This is a genomic window from Pseudomonas sp. A-RE-22, assembly GCF_019956035.1.
Taxonomy (GTDB): domain Bacteria; phylum Pseudomonadota; class Gammaproteobacteria; order Pseudomonadales; family Pseudomonadaceae; genus Aquipseudomonas; species Aquipseudomonas brassicacearum.
On record NZ_JAHBCZ010000011.1, the window covers coordinates 262647 to 283633 of the forward strand.

Genomic DNA, 20987 nt, shown 5'->3' on the forward strand with positions numbered 1-20987 from the left:
AGCCTGCTCGCGAAGACGGTATCAGCCTCACAGCAAAATCAGAACCTGGACCCAGGCCTGTTCAAGAATTCCACTTCCTCAGCCGTAGACTCGCGCCCCAACACCGCATTGCGATGGGGAAAGCGCCCAAACCGGGCAATGATCTTCTGATGCCGTTCGGCATAATCCAGGTTGTCTTCGAACACCGCCCGTTGCGCCTCCGGTTGTTCTCGCACCAGGTCGATAAACCGCGACACGGCCTCGTTCTGCACCGCGAGGTTTTCGCAGTGTTCGAGCACGAGGTAGATGAATACGCGTTGGATCGGTTTGAGTTGCCGGTCGAAACCCGCAGCCATGCCCTGGGCTACCAGCGCTTGGGCACGCAGGTCGCCGGAGAAGGCTTTGGGGGTGTCGCGAAAGATCATTCGCGGGAGTTGGTCGAGTAGCAGCACCAGGGCCAGCCAACCTTCCGGGCGTTGCGCCCAGTCGGTCAATCCGCCGGCCAGTGCCAGCTCGACCTGATCGCCAAAGCGCTCGTTGGCCTGGCGATCATGGCGTTTGCCGAACCACAGCTTGCCTCTGTCAGCCGATATCTCGTCCGGTGTCTTGGCTGAACCAAACCACCAATCGAGCAACGGCTGCCAGGGCTCGGCCATGATTTACTCCTTGTGGTAGACCGTGGCGCGCGCCACTTCTTCCTTCGAGCCGAGGAACACCGCCACGCGCTGGTGCAGGCCGTCGGGCTTGATATCGAGGATACGCTGATGGCCGTCGGTGGAAGCGCCGCCCGCCTGTTCCACCAGGAACGACATCGGGTTGGCTTCGTACATCAGACGCAGTTTGCCCGGCTTGGACGGCTCACGGCTGTCGCGCGGGTACATGAACAGACCGCCACGGGTCAGGATACGGTGCACATCGGCAACCATCGCGGCGACCCAGCGCATGTTGTAGTTCTTCTTCAGAGGACCTTCTTCGCCCGCCAGCAACTCTTCGACGTAGCGTTTTACCGGAGCTTCCCAGTGACGCTGGTTAGACATGTTGATGGCGAATTCCTGGGTGGTTTCAGGAATGGTGATGTCTTCGTGGGTCAATACGAAGCTGCCCATCTCGCGGTCCAGGGTAAAGCCCTTGACGCCGTCGCCCAGGGTCAGCACCAGCATGGTCTGAGGGCCGTAGATGGCATAACCGGCTGCGACCTGCTCGGTGCCTGGCTGCAGGAAGGCCTTTTCATTCAAGGCTTCGTTCTGGCTCAGGTATTCGTTCGGGCAACGCAGTACCGAGAAGATGGTGCCAACCGGTGCGTTGATGTCGATGTTCGACGAACCGTCCAGTGGGTCGAATACCAGCAGGTAGGCACCCTTGGGGTATTTGCCCGGGATCTGGTAGGCATTGTCCATTTCCTCGGACGCCATGCCGGCTAGGTGACCGCCCCATTCGTTGGCTTCGAGCAGGATTTCGTTGGACAGCACGTCGAGCTTCTTCTGCACTTCGCCCTGCACGTTTTCGGTGCCCATGCTGCCCAGGACACCACCCAGCGCGCCTTTGGAGACGGCGTGGCTGATCTCCTTGCATGCACGCGCCACCACTTCGATCAAAAAGCGCAGATCGGCAGGGGTGTTGTTGCTGCGGGTCTGCTCAATCAAATAGCGACTCAAGGTAACGCGGGACATGGACGGCTCCGAAGAATAGGGGGCGGAAAAACCAGCGCAGTTTAGCGCGAGTCGGGACTTAATTCCTCCTATGAGACGGGGAATGGAGGATTGAGTTCACGGGGTAGCGGTTCGCTTGGGTATTTCTGTTGGTTGAGAGAACGCTATCGCGAGCAAGCTCGCTCCCACAGTTGACCGAGTTGCTGCGACGAACGTGGCCTATTGTGGGAGCGAGCTTGCTCGCGATGAATCACCTCAACTCTTGACCGGCGGCTTGCGCAGCAGGCTGAACGCCATCGCCGCGAGGAACAGCACGCTGAGCAGCAGCACCGCCCACAAGCCGATCTTCTTCCAGTTGGTCTCGACCGTCGCAGGCGTGATTGCCGTGGTCGCAGCCGGGGTCGACGTGGCCGCGCCGTTCACGGTCGCCGTACCCAGCGTTGCCAGGCGCGACGGTTTGTAATCGGGCACCAGCGTGGTCAAGGGCAAGCTGGCCGCTTTCACTGTCGCGCTGCCCAGGGCCAGGCTGTAAGGTCCTTCGCCGCGCGCCAGGAACACCACCTGGGTCGGACGCACGGCAAAGCGCAGGGCCGGGGCTTCGCTGCCCAGACCGCCGCCACGCTCGTCCACGGTCAATTTCAATTGCTGTACGGTCTGGCCGGACAGTTGCAATTGGTTTTGCAACACATCCTGGCCGTTCTGGGTCAGGCGATAGAGCAAGCCACTGCCCAGCGGCTGCCACGGATGGCTGCTTTCACGGCGACCGGCCAAGGTCACCGGCGCCAGGCTGTTGGCCTGGCTCAGCTCGACCTGCACCTGCTCGATGTTCAGCCCCATGGGCAACTGCCAGGTGTATTCACCAGCCTTCACGGTGCTGCCGGCCAATGGCTGCGACCAGGCCAGTGGCAACGGCAAGCTTTCGCGGCTGGCGCTTTGCAACTGGGCCGAGGTCAGGATCGGCGCGGAGGACGGCGAATCCCACAACAACCGCAAGTAACGCGCCGATTGCCCCGGCAAGCTCACTTCATGCTGCTCGACTCGCTCATCGGCAAAGGTCAAGCGCGCCACCTGGCCTTCGCCCCACGACTGCCAGTGTTGCAAGTCGTCACTGGCTTCGATGGTAAACCGCTGGAAACCGTCGCGCTCACTGGTCCAGTCGAGCACCAACTGCTGCAACGGTGCCTTGATCGCGCTGGCATCCAGCAGCCAGCCACGCAGCTCCTCCTCCCCAGCTTCGAGCCGGCTGGAGGGTTGGACTTCCACCAAGGTGCCGTTGGCATTCGATTGCACCCGCACACTGGGCGCGCGCTCATTGTCATCGGCGGCGTTGTACAGCGGGAACCACTTCACGTCGGTGAGGGTGCGGTTTTCCCGGCTCTGGGCCGACTCGCGCACCAGGGCGTAGGCCTGGGCCTGGCCGGCCGCGTTGAAGACCCGCAGATCGCTCAGGTCGGTCTGTCGCGCCTGCAACTGCACGTCCAGCGGCAACGGGAGGCGATACCACGGCCCCTCGCCGCTCAAGGCCATTGGCACCTGATGGGCGAAATCCGTCGGTTGCTCCTGGGCCACGGCCGACAATGCCGCCCATAACCCCACCACGCCCAGCCCGATCCGACTCAACTTGCGACTCAAGACGACACTCCCTCACTGACAGGCATAGGCGGCTCATCCTGCACGACCGTCTCCGGGCGCTTGGGCGGCAGCGGCGCAAAATAGCCCACTACCAACAGCAACACGCCTACACCGATAAACGAAACAATCCGCGCCAGACCGCCACGGTTACTCAATTCGACAAAGAACAGCTTGGCCACGACCACCGCGATCAACGCCGCGCCGATCAGCCACACTTCACGACGGTGGCGCAAATGCCCACCGATCATCAGCCCCAGGGCGATCAGGGTCCAGACAATGGACAACCCGGCCTGCACGAACATCGACTCGAGCAGCGCGTCCAGCTCGTATGGCACCCCCATCCACTGGTGGGCACTGCGCATCACCAGGGCGGTGAAGAACGAGAACAGCGACACACCGGCGATCAACTGAGCGATGTGCCCGACACGATTCCAACGATTCGTCGATTGCTCCACGGCATTGCGGGCCCACACATAGATACCGAACAAGGCGAACAGCAGGCCCAGCTCCAAGGGATTGAGCAACGGCACATAAGGCAGCGGCTCTGAGTTGCCATCGCTGAAGGTGTTGGTCAGCCAGAACCAACCGAGCATCAACAACGCCATCGGCGCCGCCGCGTAGACACGGTACTCGCGCGGTTGGGCCGATACCGGCCACGGCAAGGCACGCGGCGTGGCCATCAGCACCAGGTAAAGGCCTGGCAGGATCGCCCAGGCCAGCCAGCGCCAGGCGTTGTACTGCTCGGAAAGCAACAGCAGGCCGTAACGCAACTCCAGCATCAACACCGCCATCAGCAACCAGCAACCGAGCACATGGGCCGTACTGCGCGCCGGGGCCGGCAGCATCGGCGCCAGGCGCTTGAGAGAAAGGAAATGCACGGCAAATACCGCCAGCCAGGCCAGCCAGCCGAAATTCGCGGCCGGGTGATAGTGGCTGTGTCCTGTTGCCACCAGCACGCAGCCCGCCGCCGGAATCAACAAAGTACACAGCAGCCCCAGCGCCGGCCATTTCAAGCGCTGCGCCAAGACTGTCCACACCGCCACGCTGATCACCGCAACCAGCAGCAGCCAACTGCCCTGCAGGTTTGCCGGGGCAAAGCGCAATACTTCGCTGACCCACGCCAGCGCCCACCAACCGGCGCCCCAGATCAGCAGCAGCTCGGACAGGCGCTGCAAGCTCAAGACCTCGAGTTCCCGCGCCGCGTGCGCCCGTTGCAGGCGCCATGCGCCCACCAGGGCTGCGAGCCCCAGCACCAGCGGCGTCCAGAAGCCGCTGTGGGCCAGCGGTCGCAGATCCTCGGCGTTGAGCGGCCCCAACAGCGCCGGCCCCGCCGTCAGGAACGCCGCACCGCCCAGCAGTTGCAGCAGCAGGCCGAAGACAAAGCTCACGCGCTGTTTCAGGTACAGGCTCAGCCAGATGATCAACAAGCCGCTGGCCGCCCACACACCGCTCGCCGTTTGCCACGGCAGGACGAACAGCACCGCAAGGTTGATCAGCACCAGCCCCGCCAGCAACACCACCGACAAGCCGCGCAGCAACCGGACATCGTTGCGCACCATGTCATCACGTGCCGCCAGCAACATGCCGCCAATCAACGCCAGGCCGATCAGCGAGGCGCTGAGCAAGCCGCTCCAGCCCGCGCTGAACACCGCCGCCGAATCCCCCTCGGCGCCTTGCAAGCGCAGCAGGAACAGCGCGCCGCCAAGCAATTGCACCCCAAATGCGCTGAACAGGAAGCTGCGCGACTGCAGGCGCAGGCCAACATACAGCGTTGCCAATCCAGCCAGGGCCCAGGCAATGGCGGTGCCGTGGGTGAAGAAGAACAGCGGTGCCAGCAGATAGAGGAAACTCAACCCCAGCACAGCCAGCACCGGCAGGCCTCGGCGCTCCCAATTGGCGCTGTGTTCAGGTTCAGCCTTGTGCAGTTGGTAGAAGGTGAACAGCAAGGCGCCGCCGAGCATCAACGCGCCCAGCGCTGAACCATCGAGCAGGCTGCCGTCGCCGATACGCAATTCGCTGACGAACGCCAGTGCCGAGCCCAATTGCAGCAACAAGGCAAAAGCCCGGGCGAATGGGCGCTGCTGGCGCAGGCCCAGCCAGAAGATCCCCGCGCCTTCCACGGCCCACGCCGCTGCGGTCCAGCGGGCGTCGAGCCCCAAGGGGATCGCCAGGCTGGCAAAAATCACCCCCAGGGCAAGGCAGGTCTCCGCCAGCAACAGGGCGCGACCGCCCATCAATACCCGCGCCAGGCCCATGTAGATCATGCCCAGGGCCAGGGCGCTGAACGCAGCGGCGAACTCGAAATGCTGCACCAACGCGAACTGCAAGCCGAAGCCCACCAGCGGCGGGCCGAACAGCATGGTGCCATCCACGTAATCGCCCTTGCGCGCCGACCAGTGCAACAGCGCATCGCGGCTGGCGTCTTCGGGAGCATCGCTCATTTCCAGCAACTTGCGCCTGGTGAACAGCAAGCCAATCGTCAGGTAGATAAGGAAGAACAGGATCAGGAAAGGCTCGGTGCTCCAGAGCAATTCCGGTGTGTAGGAACGCATGCCCCAGGCGAAACCGATGCCGAAGGTGCCGACAAAACCGATCAGGTTGAGCAGGCGCCAGGCCTTGAACCAGGCAATCGCGAGGATGCCGGCGTTGAGCAGGATGAAATAGCTGAACAGCGCGACGTGATTGCCACTGCCGGTGGAGGTCAGGATCGGCGCGGCAAACCCGCCCAACGCCGCAGCCGCGGCCAAGCCCAAGGCGTTCTGGGTAATCGCCAGGATTGCCGAGAACACCGTCACCGCGACCAGCAAGCCCAGGGCCGCCTTGGAGTCGAGCAACGGATGCAGGCGCATGGCCGCGAACACTGTCAGGTACAGCACCGCGATCCCGGTGCCCTGGAGCATAAGCGCATAGTTGCTGTTGCGTTGGCGCAACCACCAGCCCAGGCCCAACAGGCCCAACGCGCTGGCCGCAACGCCGGCGTAACGCAACTCGATCGGCACCACCATGCCTTCGGTGGCATAGCGCAGCAAAAACGCCAGGCCGAGGAACAACAGCACCACGCCGACCCGCAGCACCGTGTTGCCGCCGAACAGCCAGTTGCGCGCACCAATCACGGCGCGGTCGAACAGATTCGGGTCACGGGAGGCCGCGGGTTTCGAAACCCTCGGTTCCAAGGGCATCGGCTCCAGGGGCAGCGGTGCGAAGTCGCGCTCGGCACGCCGACTGGAAGTGGTTGGCGCGGGTTTCCAAACGTCATCGGGCAACGGTTGGCTGGCCTGGGTGGCCATCGCGGGAACGGGTTCGAGGTCTGGCGGCAATTCCCAGACAAGCTCTGGCTCGGTGCGCGTCTCGGGCTTCGCAGCCTGGGGCACGACAACCTCGGGCGCTGGCGCCGAATCACTCGATTCGGCCACCTTGCCGCGCTCGAGAACCGTCAGACGGGCTTCCAACGTGAGCAAGCTCTGCTGGGCCTCTTGCAACAAGATCTGTTGCTTGGCCGCCTGGATACCCAGGCGCCCCAATCGAAACGCCTGGGCGATGCCAAGCCCCACCAGCGCGCCTATCAGCGCATCGGCAAACGACTCGTCCACCACCCAGCCGAGTGCCAGGCCCAACAGCGTCAAGATCCATTGCATGGTCGATATCCCTAAGCGGCCCGTTGCGGGCGTAACCGGGGTGATGCGATGCTTGACTCAGTCTAGTGGAAACCCCCAAACCCTGTGGGAGCGAGCTGTGTGGGAGCAAAGCTTGCTCGCGATCCAGGCGCTGCGGTCCTCAAGAGACCGCGGCGTTTTCATCGCGGGCAAGCCTTGCTCCCACACAGCTCGCTCCCACATTGGATTGTTGGCACTTCCAGTGCTGAGCCCGGCCACACAGCCCGGCGAAACTGGCGCCTAGTATATCGACGAAGCCCAACCGCCGTTGGGCTTCGCTCACATTTCTTACAGCAAATGCTACTCCAGGGCTTTCCAGATGTCGGTCGCGTATTCGCGGATGGTCCGGTCCGAAGAGAACCAGCCCATGCGCGCGGTGTTGAGCACCGCCGAACGCCACCATTGCTTGGAGTCGTGCCAACGCTCTTCGACCTTGGCCTGGGCGTTCCAGTACGAGTCGAAGTCGGCGCAGACCAGGAAGCGGTCGTAGTCCACCAACGAGTCCACGAGCCCGGCGTAGCGCATCGGATCATCCGGCGAGAACACCCCGCCACGAATCGCCTGCAGCACATCATTGAGCCGATGGGACGCGGCGATGTCCGGCGCGGCGCTGAACTCACCGTTTTGCTTGCGGGCCTCCACCTGCTCGGCGGTCAGGCCGAAGATGAACATGTGCTCACCGCCGACGCGCTCATGCATCTCCACGTTGGCGCCGTCCATGGTGCCGATGGTCAGCGCGCCGTTGAGGCCGAACTTCATGTTGCTGGTGCCCGACGCCTCGAAACCGGCCGTGGAGATCTGCTCCGACAGGTCCGCCGCCGGAATGATGCTTTCGGCCAGGCTGACGTTGTAGTTGGGCAGGAACACCACTTTGAGCAAGCCACGTACGGTCGGGTCGTTGTTCACCACCCGGGCGATGTCGTTGGTCAGCTTGATGATGAGCTTGGCCTGGTGATAACTGGCGGCGGCCTTGCCGGCGAAGATCTTCACCCGCGGCACCCAGTCCACTTCCGGCTCGGCGCGGATCGCCTGGTACAGCGCCACGGTGTGCATCAGGTTGAGCAACTGACGCTTGTACTCGTGGATTCGCTTGACCTGCACGTCGAACATCGCCGCCGGGTTCACGGCGATCCCCAGCCGCTCGTGGATCAAGTAAGCAAGGGCCTTCTTGCTGTGCAGGCGCTGCTCGGCGAACTGCTTGCGAAACGCCGGCTTGTCGGCAAACGGTTCCAGTTCGATCAAGCGCTCCTCGGGGTTGTCGAGCACGCTTGGACCGAGGGCATCGACCATCATCGAGGTCAATTCGGAGTTGGCCTGGAACAACCAGCGGCGGAAGGTGATGCCGTTGGTCTTGTTGTTGATCCGATCCGGATAGAGCTTGTGCAGCTCGGAAAACACCGTGCTGCGCATCAGTTGGGTATGCAACCCGGACACGCCGTTGACGCTATGGGAACCGAGGAACGCCAGGTTACCCATGCGCACCCGGCGGCCGTTGTCCTCTTCGATCAGCGAAACCGAGCGCAGCACATCGAAATCGTGCACGCCCTTGGCCCGTAGCGAATCGATGTGCTGGGCATTGATCAGATAAATGATCTGCATGTGCCGGGGCAACATGCGCTCCATCAGCCCCACCGGCCAGGTTTCCAGGGCTTCGGGCAGCAGCGTGTGGTTGGTGTAGGACAGCGTGTCCTGGGTGATCTGCCAGGCCGCGTCCCAAGCCACGTCGTAAACGTCCACCAGTTGCCGCATCAGCTCGGCCACGGCAATGGACGGGTGAGTGTCGTTGAGCTGGATCGCCGCATGGTCGCCCAGGGTCAGCACCGAGGTGTGCATGTTGCGATGACGGCGCAGCAGGTCTTGGAGCGAGGCGGCCACGAAGAAGTATTCCTGGCGCAGGCGCAGTTCCTGGCCAGCCTCGGTGCTGTCGGCCGGGTACAGCACGCGGGAAATACTTTCGGCCCGGGCCACTTCCGCTACCGCACCCAAGTGGTCGCCGGCATTGAAGCGTTCCAGGTGAAGGTCTTCCACGGCTCGGGCGCGCCACAGGCGCAGGGTATTGACGCTGGCACCGCGCCAGCCTACCACCGGCGTGTCATAGGCAATCGCCCGCACGGTTTCGGCCGGGGACCAGACTTGCCGGGTTTTACCCGCCTCATCGGTGACGGTCTCGACGCTGCCGCCAAAGCCGATCGGGTAGACCACTTCCGGCCGCTCGAACTCCCACGGATTGCCGAAGTCCAGCCAGTGCTCGGTCTGCTCCTGCTGCCAGCCATCGACAATCGCCTGGCGGAACAGGCCGTGTTCATAACGGATGCCATAGCCATGGCCGGCGATGCCCAGGGTCGACATGCTTTCCATGAAACACGCGGCCAAGCGGCCAAGACCGCCGTTGCCCAATGCTGCATCCGGCTCGAGCAGACGAATGCGCTCCAGGTCCACGCCCAGCTCGGTCAGGGCCTCGCGCGCCGTGTCCAGCAGGCCGAGGTTGCTCAGGCTGTCGTAGAGCAAGCGACCGATGAGGAATTCCAGGGAGAGGTAATAGACGCGCTTCTGGCCCTTGCGGTAGATCTGTCGCGTGTGGTCCATCCAGTGATCGACCATGTGGTCGCGGGCGGCGAGGGCGATAGCTTCGAACCAGTCGTGATCAAACGCATGATCCGGGTCCTTGCCAACGGCATAAGTGAGTTTGGTCAACACGGCGTCGCGAAATGCGGCAACTTCAGCTTCGCGAACAAGTGGTTCTTGAGTCATTGATAAGACCTCGAACGAGCATGGAATTGTCTGAGCCTAGACGGTCTGACAGACGGTACAGGCTCTTGGTTCGGTGGATTTCCCCGAGTGTCGGAGAATCGTCGCCATGGAATTGCCGGATGCCCGAATGAATGCAGGGGCCGTGCCGATCCGGGCGGGTTTGGCCGGGTTGAAAAAAAACTGGCGGATGGTCGTTCAAAATTTCACCAGTCCCGGTATGATCGCGCGCCCTGATGCATGCTGGTAAACCGTGATGATGAAGCCCAACCTGATCGCCGCCGCGGAGATCGATCGACTCGATACCTGGGCCAAGTACTCCGCCCCGATGTGCGGTTCCTGTGTGTCGAGCTGCTGCACGCTACCGGTGGAGGTCAAGATCAAGGACCTGATCCGCATTGGCATCGTCGATGAGTTCGAACTGGGCGACCCGCCGAAGAACATCGCCAAGCGCCTGCAAAAGGAAGGGATCGTCGAGCGCTACAACCAGAAGTCCGAGATCTTCACGCTCCAGCGCATGAGCAACAACGATTGCCTCTATCTGGACCGCAAGAGCCGGTTGTGCACCATTTACGAGAAACGCCCGGACACCTGCCGCAACCATCCGCGGGTTGGACCACGGCCAGGCTATTGCGCCTACAAGCCCAAGGAAGTGGAGCGCGAGCGTAATCCGCGGACGCTGGACAAATTTTGATCGACTGATGGTTCAGCTGTGTCTGAACCACCGTTATCGCGAGCAAGCTCGCTCCCACACGAGGTCTGTATCCACTGAAGATCCACTGTGGGAGCGAGCCTGCTCGCGATAGGGCCCTGACAAGCGACACATAAACCCCAGGCATAAAAAAACGCCCCCGATCTCACGACCGGGGGCGTTTTTTTAGCTGCTAACTAAGTCGAAACTCAGTTGCCGCTTTTCTTGGCAGCGCGGGTACGCTCGCTTTCACCAAGGATTTTCTTACGCAGGCGAATCGACTTAGGCGTCACTTCACACAGTTCGTCTTCCTGCACGAACTCCAGCGCTTGCTCCAGGGTGAACTTGACCGGCGGAACCAGGGCGATGGTTTCGTCCTTGCCCGAAGCACGCATGTTGTCGAGCTTCTTGCCTTTGGTTGGGTTCACGCCCAGGTCGTTGTCGCGGCTGTTCAAGCCAACGATTTGACCTTCGTAGATATCCTGGCCGTGCTCGACGAACAGCTTGCCGCGCGCTTGCAGGGTTTCCAGCGAGTAGGTCAGTGCCTTGCCGGTCGCAACCGATACCAGGACACCGTTCTGACGGCCGGACATGTCGCCGGACTTCATCACGTCGTAACGATCGAAGATCGAAGTCAGGATGCCGCCACCGGAGGTCAGGGTCAGGAACTCGTTACGGAAACCGATCAGGCCACGAGCCGGGATGTTGTACTCAAGGCGCACACGGCCCTTGCCATCCGGAACCATGTTGGTCAGGTCGCCTTTACGCAGGCCCATTTGCTCCATGATCGCGCCCTGGGATTCTTCCGGCAGGTCGATGGTCACGTTTTCGTACGGTTCGTGCTTGACGCCATCAACCATGCGGATGATCACTTCAGGACGGCCCACGCCCATTTCGAAGCCTTCGCGACGCATGGTTTCGATCAGTACCGAGAGGTGCAGCTCACCACGGCCGGAGACCTTGAACTTGTCGGCCGAGTCGCCTTCTTCAACGCGCAGGGCAACGTTGTAGAGCAGCTCTTTGTCCAGGCGTTCCTTGATGTTACGGCTGGTCACGAACTTGCCTTCTTTACCGCAGAATGGCGAGTCGTTGACCTGGAAGGTCATGGAAACGGTAGGCTCGTCGACGGTCAACGGCTTCATCGCTTCGACGTTCAGTGGGTCGCACAGGGTGTCGGAGATGAACAGTTGCTCGAAGCCGCTGATGCAGACGATGTCGCCGGCAGCTGCTTCTTCAACGTCGATACGGTGCAGGCCGTGGTGACCCATCAGCTTGAGGATACGACCGTTGCGCTTCTTGCCGTCGGCGTCGATGGCAACCACCGGGGTGTTCGGCTTGATGCGACCACGGGCGATACGGCCAACACCGATAACACCCAGGAAGCTGTTGTAGTCCAGTGCCGAGATCTGCATCTGGAACGGACCGTCACGGTCGACTTTCGGCGCCGGTACGTCGTCGACGATCGACTGGTACAGCGGGGTCATGTCTTCAGCCATGGCGGTGTGGTCCAGACCGGCAATGCCGTTCAGGGCCGAGGCGTAGACGACTTTGAAGTCCAGCTGTTCTTCGGTGGCACCCAGGTTGTCGAACAGGTCGAAGATCTGGTCCAGAACCCAGTCCGGACGCGCGCCTGGACGGTCAACCTTGTTGATGACCACGATCGGACGCAGGCCGGCTTCGAAAGCCTTCTTGGTCACGAAGCGGGTTTGCGGCATAGGGCCGTCCTGGGCATCAACCAGCAGCAGCACGGAGTCAACCATCGACATCACGCGCTCTACTTCACCACCGAAGTCGGCGTGGCCCGGGGTGTCCACGATGTTGATGTGGTAGCCATTCCAGTTGATGGCGGTGTTTTTCGCCAGGATGGTAATACCGCGCTCTTTTTCCTGGTCGTTGGAGTCCATCACGCGCTCGTCGTTGAGCTCGTTGCGCTCCAGGGTGCCGGATTGACGCAAGAGTTTGTCTACCAGGGTGGTCTTACCATGGTCAACGTGAGCAATGATGGCGATGTTGCGTAGATTTTCGATCACTTGTGTATCTCGATCAGAGGATTCGGTGTGCTGACAGGTCGTGGCAGCGATTTACGTTGAGTCCGACAAGGCCGTTACAGCCTGTCGGCGGCGTCGGGGGGCCGGTGACGCAGGCCACAGGCAAACAGCCCCGGGCACTTAGCTCGGTCGATAAACGCGCACATTGGCATGCCCCTCACTGAGCAAATGGTGGGCATGCAGGCGACTCATCACGCCTTTGTCGCAATACAGCAGGTACTGGCGAGTAGGGTCCAGTTCCTTGAAACGCGCGTTCACTGCATAGAACGGCATCGTTTTTACCTCGATGCCGACGATACTCAGCGGGTCGTCTTCAGCGTCGTCCGGGTGACGGATGTCGATGATGATCTGACCGGCCAGCGCTTCGCCGACTTCTTCAATCTGAATGTCCTGGCCCAACTCATCGATGACTCGATCGATTGGCACCAGCCTGGCGTTTTCGAGCGCACGCTCGAGCACCGCCATGTCGAATTCTTTCTCTTCGTGTTCCACCCGCCCGCGCTTGGCCGCCGTCTTCGGATTGACCGAGATGACGCCGCAGTATTCCGGCATGTGCCGGGCAAACTCGGCGGTGCCGATTTCATTGGCCTGGTCGATGATGTCCTGCTTGTGGCTGGCAATCAGCGGCCGCAAGACCAGTTTCTCGGTCACGCAGTCGATCACCGACAGGTTCGGCAGCGTCTGGCTCGACACCTGGGAGATCGCCTCGCCGGTCACCAGCGCATCGATTTGCAGGCGGTCGGCAATTCGTGAAGCGGCGCGCAACATCATACGCTTCAAAATGACGCCCATATGACTGTTATCGACTTTGCCGAGAATCTCGCCCAGGACTTCTTCGAACGGCACACTCACAAATAACACGCGTTGGGAGCTGCCGTACTTCTTCCAGATGAAGTGCGCCACTTCCATCACGCCAAGTTCATGGGCACGCCCACCGAGGTTGAAGAAGCAGAAATGGCTCATCAAGCCGCGACGCATGATCTGGTAGGCGGCCACCGTGGAGTCGAAACCGCCGGACATCAGCACCAGAGTCTGCTCCAGCGAACCCAGCGGGTAACCGCCGATGCTGTTGTGCTGGCTGTGGATCACGAACAACCGCTGGTCGCGAATTTCGATGCGCACTTCGATCTGCGGGTCTTTCAGCGAAATACCGGCCGCGCCGCACTGTCGACGCAACTGGCTGCCGACATACTTCTCCACATCCATCGAACTGAACGGGTGCTTGCCGGCACGCTTGCAGCGCACCGAAAAAATCTTGCCGGCCAGGGCATCACCATAATGGAGCATGCACTTGGCGAGGATGTCATCGAAATCCCCCAGCGGGTATTCATCGACTTGCAGGAAATGCGCGATGCCCGGCATGCAGCTCAGGCGCTCGGTCATTTCCTTCAGGACCTTGGGTTCGCTGACACGGGTTTCCAGCTCGAGGTTGTCCCACACGCCGTTCACCACCACGGCCGGGTCCAGGTCTCGGAGCACGGCACGGATGTTCTTGGCCAACTGGCGGATGAAACGCATCCGTACCGGGCGGCTCTTGATGGTGATCTCGGGGAAGACTTTTACGATTAGTTTCATGAAAACAGCGCGCGAACGGCCAGCCGAAAAAGGGGGGCGCGGATTATAGCGGAAATTGCTCAAGGTTTAACCAGTTTATGTGCAGATGGTTTTGCATGCACCAAAACAGGTCATTATCGATTGACGACGCCACATTGCAGTGCGTTATTGTCTGACAATCTTTGATTTACACCTTTAAAAGCGTGGATTTGGTGCAAAAAACCCATGCTGGGGCACTGGCATGCAATTTGCTCCCTTGTGAGGCAGGTTGCCATGGCAGAGTATTCGCGCCGGCATCACCCATATCTAAGGGCACTCCACTACCCGCCCGAAGCCACCCGGAGGACATATGTCGAAGTCGGTTCAACTCATCAAAGATCATGACGTCAAGTGGATTGATCTGCGCTTCACTGACACCAAAGGTACTCAACATCACGTGACCATGCCGGCCCGTGATGCGCTGGACGACGAATTCTTTGAAATCGGGAAAATGTTCGACGGTTCCTCCATCTCCGGCTGGAAAGGCATCGAAGCCTCCGACATGATCCTGATGCCGGACGACGAAACTGCCGTCCTGGACCCGTTCACCGAAGAGCCGACCCTGATCCTGGTCTGCGACATCATCGAACCTTCGACCATGCAAGGCTATGACCGCGACCCGCGCGCCATCGCCCACCGCGCCGAGGAATACCTGAAGTCCACCGGTATCGGCGACACCGCTTTCTTCGGTCCTGAGCCTGAGTTCTTCATCTTCGACTCGGTCAAATTCAAGTCCGATATCTCCGGCTCCATGTTCAAGATCTTCTCCGAACAAGGTTCGTGGATGTCCGACCAGGACGTGGAAGGCGGCAACAAAGGCCACCGTCCAGGCATCAAGGGCGGCTACTTCCCGGTTCCACCGTTCGACCACGACCACGAGATCCGTACCTCCATGTGCAACGCACTGGAAGAGATGGGCCAGACCGTCGAAGTTCACCACCACGAAGTGGCAACTGCCGGCCAGAACGAAATCGGCGTGAAGTTCAACACGCTGGTCAAGAAGGCTGACGAAGTCCAGACCCTGAAGTACTGCGTACACAACGTTGCCGACGCCTACGGTCGCACCGCGACCTTCATGCCGAAGCCACTGTACGGCGACAACGGTTCGGGCATGCACGTTCACATGTCGATCTCCAAAGACGGCAAGAACACCTTCGCAGGCGAAGGCTATGCCGGCCTGTCGGACACCGCCCTGTACTTCATCGGCGGTATCATCAAGCACGGTAAGGCCCTGAACGGCTTCACCAACCCGTCGACCAACTCCTACAAGCGTCTGGTACCAGGCTTCGAAGCCCCGGTCATGCTGGCCTACTCGGCTCGCAACCGTTCCGCCTCGATCCGTATTCCTTACGTGAACAGCCCTAAAGCCCGCCGTATCGAAGCACGCTTCCCGGATCCGGCTGCCAACCCGTACCTGGCCTTCGCTGCACTGATGATGGCCGGTCTGGACGGTATCCAGAACAAGATCCACCCTGGCGATGCCGCTGACAAAAACCTGTATGACCTGCCGCCTGAAGAGGCCAAGGAAATTCCACAGGTGTGTGGCAGCCTGAAAGAAGCCCTGGAAGAGCTGGACAAGGGCCGTGCCTTCCTGACCAAGGGCGGCGTATTCAGCGATGACTTCATCGACGCTTACATCGCACTGAAAAGCGAAGAAGAAATCAAGGTTCGCACCTTCGTACACCCACTGGAATACGAGCTGTACTACAGCTGCTGATCCAGTAAACGCCGCCACGCACGGCGTGAATAAAGAGAGGCCTCCTTCGGGAGGCCTTTTTTATGGGCGCAGGTTACGTGCATGATGCCTCGTCGCCCCCCATAGAAGACGAGACTGCCCATGACTTTGCGCTTCAAGCTCTGCCTTGCCCTGTCTGCCGCACTGCTGGCCTCCACCGCCGAAGCCGCCTCGGCTCCCGCCCCTGAGGCCCTTACCCCGCTGCTTAACGCCATTGGCGAACGCCTGGCCCTTGGCGATCAAGTGGCGTTGAGCAAATGGGACAGCCATAAACCGGTAGAAGACCGTCAGCGCGAGCGTGAAGTCATTGCCGCCGCCGTTGCCCAGGCACCGGCCTACAAGCTGAGTGGCGAAACCGTGGAGGCGTTTTTCGCCGCCCAGATAGAAGCCAACAAAATGGTGCAGTACATCAACCTGTCCGACTGGGCCCTGGAAGGCAAGGCCCCGGACCTCCCACGTCCGGACCTGGCGGGACAGATCCGCCCGCAACTCGATCGACTGCAAAAACGCCTGCTGCAACAACTGGCCGATTTCGCCCCCTACCGCACCGACCCGCAGTGCCCGCAATGGCTGGCCCGAGCCACCCACCACAACAAGCAGCACCCGGTGCACCGCCTCGCCCTGATCCGAGCGACCGGAGAGCTGTGTATCTCCACAAAATCCTGAGGCACCCCACCTCCCCTTGTGGGAGCGAGCCTGCTCGCTATGAGGCCGCGAGCCCGCTCCCACAGGGGTTATGTGCAACAACTTGGGTCAATCACCCTCCCTGACCTATGCTGCAACCCATCACTTTTAGTTTTCGGTCGATTTTCCATGGGTCGTGGTTTTCCAATCATCCTGTTGTTGTTGGCACTGCCCGCCGCCGCGCAGATCTACAAGTACACCGACGCCGACGGCAACACCGCCTACAGCAACCAGCCGCCCCAAGGCGTACCAGCCCAGACGGTGGAGTTGCCGCCGCTCAACAGTATCGAACGCCAATCCCCAGCCAGCCCAAACACACCACCAGCCCCCGCCAACAGCGACGAGCCGCGCAATGCCTACGAAACATTGGAACTGACGGACATCCCCACCGACGAGGCCCTGCGCGCCAACAATGGCACCTTCACCGTTGGCGTCCGAGCGCAACCGCGCCTGCAGAGCCCGCATCTGTTCCAGCTATTGCTGGACGGCCAACCCTACGGCCAGCCGTCCAACGTGCCACGCCTGCAATTGGTGAACATAGATCGGGGCGAGCACAGCCTGGCGGTTCAAGTCATCGACGGGGACACCCTCGTGCAACAAAGCAAGACCGTCACGTTCACCGTGCAGCGGGTGCACCAGCCATGATCCGCTGGCTGCTCGCGCTTAACCTGGCGCTGGCGGCGCTGCCTGGGGTGGCGCAGGTCTACACCTACATCGATGCCCAGGGTAATCGCGTCTTCACCGATCAGCCGCGCCCCGGCAATGCGAAGAAAGTCCAACTGCCACCCGGCAACCGGATGCCGACGCCGCCCCCGGGCACAACCTCGGCGCCCATGCCCGAAGCCCGGCCCGAGCCCCTGTTTCATTACGAAATGCTCCGGCTGTTGATACCTGAGCCGGACGCGACGATACGCAGCACCGCAGGCGAACTGATCGTCAGCGTCACCAGCGAACCCGGCCTGAAAAAAGGCCACCGCTATCGCCTGTTGCTCGACGGCCAGCCAACAGGCGCGCCGGGGCCGAGCCCGGTGTTTGCCTTGAGCAACATCGATCGAGGCACCCATCAACTGGCGGTAGAAATCCTCGATGAGCAGGACCGCATCGTCGAACGCACCGCCAACCAGCCCTTCCATATGCAACGCATGTCCCTGGCGCAAAAGCGCCGCATCAAACCCTGCGCCGCGACCGATTACGGTCAACGCCCCGAGTGCCCCCTCGCCGAAAAGCCTGAAGAAGAAAAAAGCAGCATCCTGCCGTTCTTCTGATGCCGCTCAGGTTGGCGCACTATATTGGTGCAAACCATTGCACGCTACTCAGTTTCCAAACCCATTTTGGTTCGAAAGTACCCGAAAAAGCTGGCAGAACGCCACGCAACTGGGCGAAAAACACCCTTTTGAGGCTCTAAACGCTTCTTTTCGGAGCCTTGGTTTGGTTTTTGCATTTTCCTTGTAACAGCGCATTAATCGCGCGCGCAATTTGGGACCGGTCCCGAGTTGCTACGCTCCAAAAGAGGTCCTGATGACCATTAGCGACGCACTACACCGCTTGCTGCTCGACAACCTCACCACCGCGACCATCCTGCTCGACGCCGAACTGCGCCTCGAGTACATGAACCCGGCGGCCGAGATGCTCCTGGCCGTCAGTGGCCAGCGCAGCCACGGGCAGTTCATCAGCGAGTTGTTCACCGAGTCCGCCGAAGCACTCAACTCCTTGCGCCAGGCGGTGGAACAGGCCCATCCGTTCACCAAGCGCGAAGCGATGCTGACCGCGCTGACCGGCCAGACCCTGACCGTGGACTACGCGGTTACGCCGATCCTGAACAACGGCGCCACCCTGCTGTTGCTGGAAGTCCACCCGCGTGATCGCTTGCTGCGTATCACCAAGGAAGAAGCGCAATTGTCCAAGCAGGAAACCAGCAAGATGCTGGTGCGCGGCCTGGCCCACGAGATCAAGAACCCCCTCGGCGGGATTCGTGGCGCGGCGCAGTTGCTCGCCCGCGAACTGCCGGAAGAAAGCCTCAAGGACTATACCAACGTCATCATTGAAGAAGCCGACCGCCTGCGGAACCTGGTGGACCGCATGCTCGGCTCGAACAAGCTGCCGTCGCTGGCGATGTGCAACGTCCATGAGGTGCTGGAGCGCGTCAGCAGCCTGGTGGAAGCCGAAAGCCAAGGCTGCATCACGTTGGTGCGCGACTATGACCCGAGCATTCCCGATGTCTTGATCGACCGCGAGCAGATGATCCAGGCCGTGCTGAACATTGTGCGCAACGCGATGCAAGCCATCAGCAGCCAGAACGAGCTACGCCTGGGGCGCATCAGCCTGCGTACCCGCGCCATGCGCCAGTTCACCATCGGCCATGTGCGCCATCGCCTGGTGACCAAGATCGAAATCATCGACAACGGCCCGGGCATCCCTGCCGAGCTGCAGGAAACCATCTTTTTTCCCATGGTCAGCGGCCGTCCGGACGGTACCGGGCTGGGCCTGGCCATTACCCAGAACATCATCAGTCAGCATCAGGGCTTGATCGAGTGTGAAAGCCACCCCGGCCACACCACCTTCTCGATCTTCCTGCCACTGGAACAAGGAGCCACATCGACATGAGCCGTAGTGAAACCGTGTGGATCGTCGATGACGACCGTTCTATCCGTTGGGTCCTGGAAAAAGCCTTGCAACAGGAAGGCATGACCACCCAGAGCTTCGACAGCGCCGATGGAGTAATGAGTCGCCTGGCGCGTCAGCAACCGGACGTCATCATCTCCGACATCCGCATGCCTGGCGCCAGCGGCCTGGACCTGCTGGCGCGGATTCGCGAACAGCATCCACGGCTGCCGGTGATCATCATGACCGCCCATTCCGACCTGGACAGCGCCGTGGCGTCCTACCAGGGCGGCGCTTTCGAATACCTGCCCAAGCCATTCGACGTCGATGAAGCAGTGTCGCTGGTCAAGCGCGCCAATCAACATGCCCAGGAACAACAGGGCATGGAGGAGGTGCCAGCCCTGGCCCGCACCCCGGAAATCATCGGTGAAGCGCCGGCGATGCAGGAAGTGTTTCGCGCCATCGGGCGCCTGAGCCACTCCAACATCACCGTGCTGATCAACGGCGAGTCGGGCACCGGTAAAGAATTGGTGGCCCACGCCCTGCACCGTCACAGTCCACGGGCGGCATCGCCGTTCATCGCGCTGAACATGGCCGCGATTCCCAAGGACCTGATGGAGTCCGAGCTGTTCGGCCACGAAAAAGGTGCGTTCACCGGCGCGGCCAACCTGCGGCGCGGGCGCTTCGAGCAAGCCGACGGCGGCACGTTGTTCCTCGATGAAATCGGCGACATGCCGGCGGACACCCAGACGCGCTTGCTGCGCGTACTGGCCGACGGCGAGTTCTATCGGGTGGGCGGGCATACGCCGGTCAAGGTGGACGTGCGCATCATCGCCGCGACCCACCAGAACCTGGAAACCCTGGTTCACGCCGGCAAATTCCGTGAGGACTTGTTCCACCGCCTGAACGTGATCCGCATTCATATCCCGCGCCTGGCGGACCGTCGCGAAGACATCCCGACCCTGGCCAGGCACTTCCTCAGCCGCGCGGCCCAGGAACTGGCGGTCGAGCCCAAGCTGCTCAAGAGCGAAACCGAGGAATACCTCAAGAACCTGCCGTGGCCGGGCAACGTGCGTCAGCTGGAGAACACCTGCCGCTGGATCACGGTAATGGCTTCAGGTCGCGAAGTGCACATCAGCGACCTGCCACCAGAGCTGTTGAGCCTGCCGCAGGATTCGGCCCCGGTGACCAACTGGGAGCAAGCCCTGCGCCAGTGGGCCGACCAGGCCCTGTCCCGTGGCCAGTCGAGCCTGCTGGACAGCGCCGTGCCGAGTTTCGAGCGAATCATGATCGAAACCGCCCTCAAGCACACCGCCGGCCGCCGCCGCGACGCCGCGGTGCTGCTGGGTTGGGGCCGCAATACCTTGACCCGCAAGATCAAGGAATTGGGGATGAAGGTCGACGGTGGGGATGATGATGACGGGGATGAGGGCTGATCGGGCTTTAACCCTTCGCTGATCTTGAAGGCCAATCGCGAGCAAGCTCGCTCCCACAATGGTTCTGCATCAGGCACAAAATTTGTGTTCACCGCAGATCCCCTGTGGGAGCGAGCTTGCTCCGGGCGGCGATCCGACGATGCTGTTTAAAGGACTGTGTGCACCGCATCAATGCACTGCGAACCGCAATTGCGCATGCACAACGAGCCAAAACCAATCGATCCAGTTCGAAAAAAACCGCACAAACAAAAACAAAAGCCCCGGAATACGGGGCTTTCAGCATCGCCAGCAGTGTTTTTGTGACAAGCCATTCAAAACTGGCACGCCCCCTGCAATAACTCAATCACTACCCAGTTTCGGGGACCTTGGTACAGGCAGGCCGGGGATTCCCCTCTTTTATACCGGGCTCATCGAGCCCACTGTTTTGGGGGCCTTGATACAGGCAGGTCAAGGTTTCCCTTCTTTACACCAGGGCTGGACCTTCGCGGTAAGCCCTCCCGTTTTGGGGACCTTGGTACAGGCAGGCCGGGGATTCCCT

General features: G+C 61.2%; 14 protein-coding genes. 7 read left to right on the forward strand and 7 right to left on the reverse strand.

Annotated elements, in window-relative coordinates; all coding sequences use genetic code 11:
* Positions 1–38: 38 nt before the first annotated feature.
* The 5 genes from KGA89_RS07430 to KGA89_RS07450 all read right to left on the reverse strand — a co-directional run bounded on the left by KGA89_RS07430 (position 39) and on the right by KGA89_RS07450 (position 9664).
* Positions 39–635: a DUF924 family protein gene (locus KGA89_RS07430; RefSeq protein ID WP_003196874.1), complete on the reverse strand. Its 597-nt coding sequence runs from the start codon at positions 633–635 to the stop codon at positions 39–41.
* Positions 636–638: 3 nt separating this feature from the next.
* Positions 639–1649, reverse strand: a complete 1011-nt coding sequence (locus KGA89_RS07435) for a class 1 fructose-bisphosphatase (protein ID WP_223471083.1) — start codon at positions 1647–1649, stop codon at positions 639–641.
* Positions 1650–1883: 234 nt separating this feature from the next.
* Positions 1884–3260 carry a DUF3999 domain-containing protein gene (locus tag KGA89_RS07440; RefSeq protein WP_223471084.1) on the reverse strand — a complete coding sequence of 459 codons (1377 nt, stop codon included), beginning with the start codon at positions 3258–3260 and terminating at the stop codon, positions 1884–1886.
* Entirely contained in the window at positions 3257–6895 is a 3639-nt protein-coding gene (locus KGA89_RS07445; RefSeq protein WP_223471085.1) for a DUF2339 domain-containing protein, read from the reverse strand. The genes KGA89_RS07440 and KGA89_RS07445 overlap by 4 nt, the downstream gene beginning before the upstream one ends.
* Before the next feature lie 318 nt (positions 6896–7213).
* Positions 7214–9664, reverse strand: coding sequence for a glycogen/starch/alpha-glucan phosphorylase (locus KGA89_RS07450; RefSeq protein ID WP_003196867.1), 2451 nt, complete (start codon positions 9662–9664; stop codon positions 7214–7216).
* Between the two features lie 253 nt (positions 9665–9917).
* On the opposite strand from KGA89_RS07450, the gene KGA89_RS07455 reads away from it, so the two are divergent.
* Positions 9918–10355 carry a YkgJ family cysteine cluster protein gene (locus KGA89_RS07455; RefSeq protein WP_003196865.1) on the forward strand — a complete coding sequence of 146 codons (438 nt, stop codon included), beginning with the start codon at positions 9918–9920 and terminating at the stop codon, positions 10353–10355.
* A 206-nt stretch (positions 10356–10561) separates the two neighbouring features.
* Here KGA89_RS07455 and typA read toward each other — a convergent pair whose 3' ends face one another.
* Both typA and thiI read right to left on the reverse strand, forming a co-directional pair.
* On the reverse strand, positions 10562–12382 hold the full coding sequence (gene typA / locus KGA89_RS07460) for a translational GTPase TypA (protein ID WP_003186725.1): 1821 nt from the start codon (positions 12380–12382) through the stop codon (positions 10562–10564).
* Positions 12383–12520: 138 nt separating this feature from the next.
* A complete protein-coding gene (gene thiI / locus KGA89_RS07465) occupies positions 12521–13975 on the reverse strand; it encodes a tRNA uracil 4-sulfurtransferase ThiI (RefSeq protein ID WP_223471086.1) in 1455 nt (484 codons plus the stop codon).
* A 328-nt stretch (positions 13976–14303) separates the two neighbouring features.
* On the opposite strand from thiI, the gene glnA reads away from it, so the two are divergent.
* The 6 genes from glnA (at position 14304) to ntrC (ending at position 20449) form a co-directional block, all read left to right on the forward strand.
* On the forward strand, positions 14304–15710 hold the full coding sequence (glnA, locus tag KGA89_RS07470; protein WP_003196860.1) for a type I glutamate--ammonia ligase: 1407 nt from the start codon (positions 14304–14306) through the stop codon (positions 15708–15710).
* Positions 15711–15830: 120 nt separating this feature from the next.
* A complete protein-coding gene (locus KGA89_RS07475; protein ID WP_223471087.1) occupies positions 15831–16394 on the forward strand; it encodes a chorismate mutase in 564 nt (187 codons plus the stop codon).
* 147 nt (positions 16395–16541) lie between these two features.
* A complete protein-coding gene (locus KGA89_RS07480) occupies positions 16542–17057 on the forward strand; it encodes a DUF4124 domain-containing protein (RefSeq protein ID WP_027911776.1) in 516 nt (171 codons plus the stop codon).
* A complete protein-coding gene (locus tag KGA89_RS07485) occupies positions 17054–17677 on the forward strand; it encodes a DUF4124 domain-containing protein (protein WP_223471088.1) in 624 nt (207 codons plus the stop codon). Before KGA89_RS07480 ends, KGA89_RS07485 begins: the two co-directional genes overlap by 4 nt.
* A 253-nt stretch (positions 17678–17930) precedes the next feature.
* Complete coding sequence (glnL, locus tag KGA89_RS07490) at positions 17931–19016, forward strand: nitrogen regulation protein NR(II) (protein ID WP_053117539.1); 1086 nt, start codon at positions 17931–17933, stop codon at positions 19014–19016.
* Entirely contained in the window at positions 19013–20449 is a 1437-nt protein-coding gene (gene ntrC, locus KGA89_RS07495) for a nitrogen regulation protein NR(I) (RefSeq protein ID WP_013692071.1), read from the forward strand. The genes glnL and ntrC overlap by 4 nt, the downstream gene beginning before the upstream one ends.
* The last annotated feature ends 538 nt before the right edge of the window (positions 20450–20987 follow it).